The organism is Planococcus sp. SE5232 (assembly GCF_050686535.1).
GTDB lineage: Bacteria > Bacillota > Bacilli > Bacillales_A > Planococcaceae > Planococcus.
In genome coordinates, this window is sequence record NZ_JBOGCP010000012.1 from 1 (window position 1) to 3,631 (window position 3,631).

3 tRNA genes and 2 rRNA genes are annotated in these 3,631 nt (G+C 52.9%); all 5 read left to right on the plus strand.

The window, feature by feature from the left end:
- Positions 1–98: 98 nt before the first annotated feature.
- Positions 99–3,030, plus strand: a 23S ribosomal RNA gene (locus tag ACRC6Q_RS19225).
- A 72-nt stretch (positions 3,031–3,102) separates the two neighbouring features.
- Positions 3,103–3,218, plus strand: a 5S ribosomal RNA gene (gene rrf / locus ACRC6Q_RS19230).
- A 42-nt stretch (positions 3,219–3,260) separates the two neighbouring features.
- Positions 3,261–3,333, plus strand: a tRNA-Thr gene (locus ACRC6Q_RS19235).
- A 56-nt stretch (positions 3,334–3,389) separates the two neighbouring features.
- Positions 3,390–3,464, plus strand: a tRNA-Glu gene (locus ACRC6Q_RS19240).
- 7 nt (positions 3,465–3,471) lie between these two features.
- Positions 3,472–3,547 (plus strand) — tRNA-Val (locus ACRC6Q_RS19245).
- Positions 3,548–3,631 lie beyond the last annotated feature (84 nt).

The following is a 3,631-nucleotide window of genomic DNA, read 5'->3' on the forward strand; positions in this document are numbered from 1 at the left end:
AACTTGTTCTTTGAAAACTGGATATGACGACATTGAAACATATATGCAAGCAATTCATGTACGCGTGGCCACTGGCCACAACTTTTTAATTGACCATTGGTTAAGTTAGAAAGGGCGCACGGTGGATGCCTTGGCACTAGGAGCCGAAGAAGGACGGCACTAACACCGATATGCTTCGGGGAGCTGTAAGTGAGCTGTGATCCGGAGATTTCCGAATGGGGGAACCCGCTGCCTTTAATCGGGCAGTATCCATGTGTGAATTGATAGCACATGAGAAGGCAGACCCAGGGAACTGAAACATCTAAGTACCTGGAGGAAGAGAAAGCAAATGCGATTCCCTGAGTAGCGGCGAGCGAAACGGGATCAGCCCAAACCAAGAGGCTTGCCTCTTGGGGTTGTAGGACACTCTATACGGAGTTACAAAAGGAAGGATTAGGCGAAGCGACCTGGAACGGTCCGCCGCAGCGGGTAACAGCCCCGTAGCCGAAAACCCTTCCCCTCCAGAGTGGATCCTGAGTACGGCGGAACACGTGAAATTCCGTCGGAATCCGGGAGGACCATCTCCCAAGGCTAAATACTTCCTAGTGACCGATAGTGAACCAGTACCGTGAGGGAAAGGTGAAAAGCACCCCGGAAGGGGAGTGAAATAGATCCTGAAACCGTGTGCCTACAAGTAGTCAAAGCCCGTTCATGGGTGATGGCGTGCCTTTTGTAGAATGAACCGGCGAGTTACGATTGCATGCAAGGTTAAGCTGAGAAGGCGGAGCCGCAGCGAAAGCGAGTCTGAATAGGGCGATGGAGTATGCAGTTGTAGACCCGAAACCAGGTGATCTACCCATGTCCAGGGTGAAGGTAAGGTAACACTTACTGGAGGCCCGAACCCACGCACGTTGAAAAGTGCGGGGATGAGGTGTGGGTAGCGGAGAAATTCCAATCGAACCTGGAGATAGCTGGTTCTCTCCGAAATAGCTTTAGGGCTAGCCTCAAGATTGAGAATCCTGGAGGTAGAGCACTGTTTGGACTAGGGGCCCATCCCGGGTTACCGAATTCAGACAAACTCCGAATGCCAGTGATTTATGCTTGGGAGTCAGACTGCGAGTGATAAGATCCGTAGTCAAGAGGGAAACAGCCCAGACCACCAGCTAAGGTCCCCAAATATCCGTTAAGTGGAAAAGGATGTGGCGTTGCTTAGACAACCAGGATGTTGGCTTAGAAGCAGCCATCATTTAAAGAGTGCGTAATAGCTCACTGGTCGAGTGACACTGCGCCGAAAATGTACCGGGGCTAAACGGATTACCGAAGCTGTGGATGGACATCTGAGATGTCCGTGGTAGGAGAGCGTTCTAAGGGCGTGGAAGTCAGACCGCAAGGACTGGTGGAGCGCTTAGAAGTGAGAATGCCGGTATGAGTAACGAAAGACGGGTGAGAATCCCGTCCACCGAATGCCCAAGGTTTCCTGAGGAAGGCTCGTCCGCTCAGGGTTAGTCGGGACCTAAGTCGAGGCCGATAGGCGTAGACGATGGACAACAGGTTGATATTCCTGTACCACCTCCCCGCCGTTTGAGCAATGGGGGGACGCAGAAGGATAAGGAGAGCGTGCCGTTGGTTGTGCACGTCCAAGCAGTGAGGCGTGGAATGAGGCAAATCCCATTCCTGCAACGTTGAGCTGTGACGGCGAGAGGATTTATCCTCGAGTCCCTGATTTCACACTGCCAAGAAAAGCCTCTAGCGAGGCGGGAGGTGCCCGTACCGCAAACCGACACAGGTAGGCGAGAAGAGAATTCTAAGGTGAGCGAGTGAACTCTCGTTAAGGAACTCGGCAAAATGACCCCGTAACTTCGGGAGAAGGGGTGCTCTGGTAGGGTGAATAGCCCGAGAGAGCCGCAGTGAATAGGCCCAGGCGACTGTTTAGCAAAAACACAGGTCTCTGCAAAACCGTAAGGTGACGTATAGGGGCTGACGCCTGCCCGGTGCTGGAAGGTTAAGGGGAGTGCTTAGCGCAAGCGAAGGTGCGAACTGAAGCCCCAGTAAACGGCGGCCGTAACTATAACGGTCCTAAGGTAGCGAAATTCCTTGTCGGGTAAGTTCCGACCCGCACGAAAGGCGTAACGATCTGGGCACTGTCTCAACGAGAGACTCGGTGAAATTATAGTACCTGTGAAGATGCAGGTTACCCGCGACAGGACGGAAAGACCCCGTGGAGCTTTACTGTAGCCTGATATTGAATTTTGGTGCAACTTGTACAGGATAGGTAGGAGCCTTAGAGCCCGGAGCGCCAGCTTCGGAGGAGGCGTCGGTGGGATACTACCCTGGTTGTATTGAAATTCTAACCCACACCCCTGATCGGGGTGGGAGACAGTGTCAGGCGGGCAGTTTGACTGGGGCGGTCGCCTCCTAAAGAGTAACGGAGGCGCCCAAAGGTTCCCTCAGAATGGTTGGAAATCATTCGCAGAGTGTAAAGGCAGAAGGGAGCTTGACTGCGAGACGTACAGGTCGAGCAGGGTCGAAAGACGGGCTTAGTGATCCGGTGGTTCCGCATGGAAGGGCCATCGCTCAACGGATAAAAGCTACCCCGGGGATAACAGGCTTATCTCCCCCAAGAGTCCACATCGACGGGGAGGTTTGGCACCTCGATGTCGGCTCATCGCATCCTGGGGCTGTAGTCGGTCCCAAGGGTTGGGCTGTTCGCCCATTAAAGCGGTACGCGAGCTGGGTTCAGAACGTCGTGAGACAGTTCGGTCCCTATCCGTCGCGGGCGCAGGAAATTTGAGAGGAGCTGTCCTTAGTACGAGAGGACCGGGATGGACACACCGCTGGTGTACCAGTTGTTCTGCCAAGGGCATCGCTGGGTAGCTATGTGTGGCCGGGATAAGTGCTGAAAGCATCTAAGCACGAAGCCCCCCTCAAGATGAGATTTCCCATTGCGCAAGCAAGTAAGATCCCTCAAAGACGATGAGGTAGATAGGTTCGAGGTGGAAGCGTGGCGACACGTGCAGCTGACGAATACTAATCGATCGAGGACTTAACCAACAAATTGTACGGAATCCTTGCATGTTCCGGTGTCGTGTATCCAGTTTTGAGCGAACAAGCTCAAAAAAACAGTCCAGTGATGATGGCAAAGAGGCCACACCCGTTCCCATCCCGAACACGGTAGTTAAGCTCTTTTGCGCCGATGGTAGTTGGGGGTCTCCCCCTGTGAGAGTAGGACGTCGCTGGGCTATTCTATGTTTATTTTTTGTACCTAATGATTCTTTTACCTTGCTTCCATAGCTCAGCAGGTAGAGTGCTTCCATGGTAAGGAAGAGGTCACCGGTTCGAATCCGGTTGGAAGCTTTTGTTTTCTTTTAGGAGTTTCTAAGCAGGAAGTTAAACATATTTATTTTAATCAAGGCCCCTTGGTCAAGCGGTTAAGACACCGCCCTTTCACGGCGGTAACACGGGTTCGAATCCCGTAGGGGTCACCAATTTCATGGAGGATTAGCTCAGCTGGGAGAGCATCTGCCTTACAAGCAGAGGGTCGGCGGTTCGATCCCGTCATCCTCCACCATGTTTTTTCGTAAGTTTATACGGTGGGGTAGCGAAGTGGCTAAACGCGGCGGACTGTAAATCCGCTCCTTCGGGTTCGGCAGTT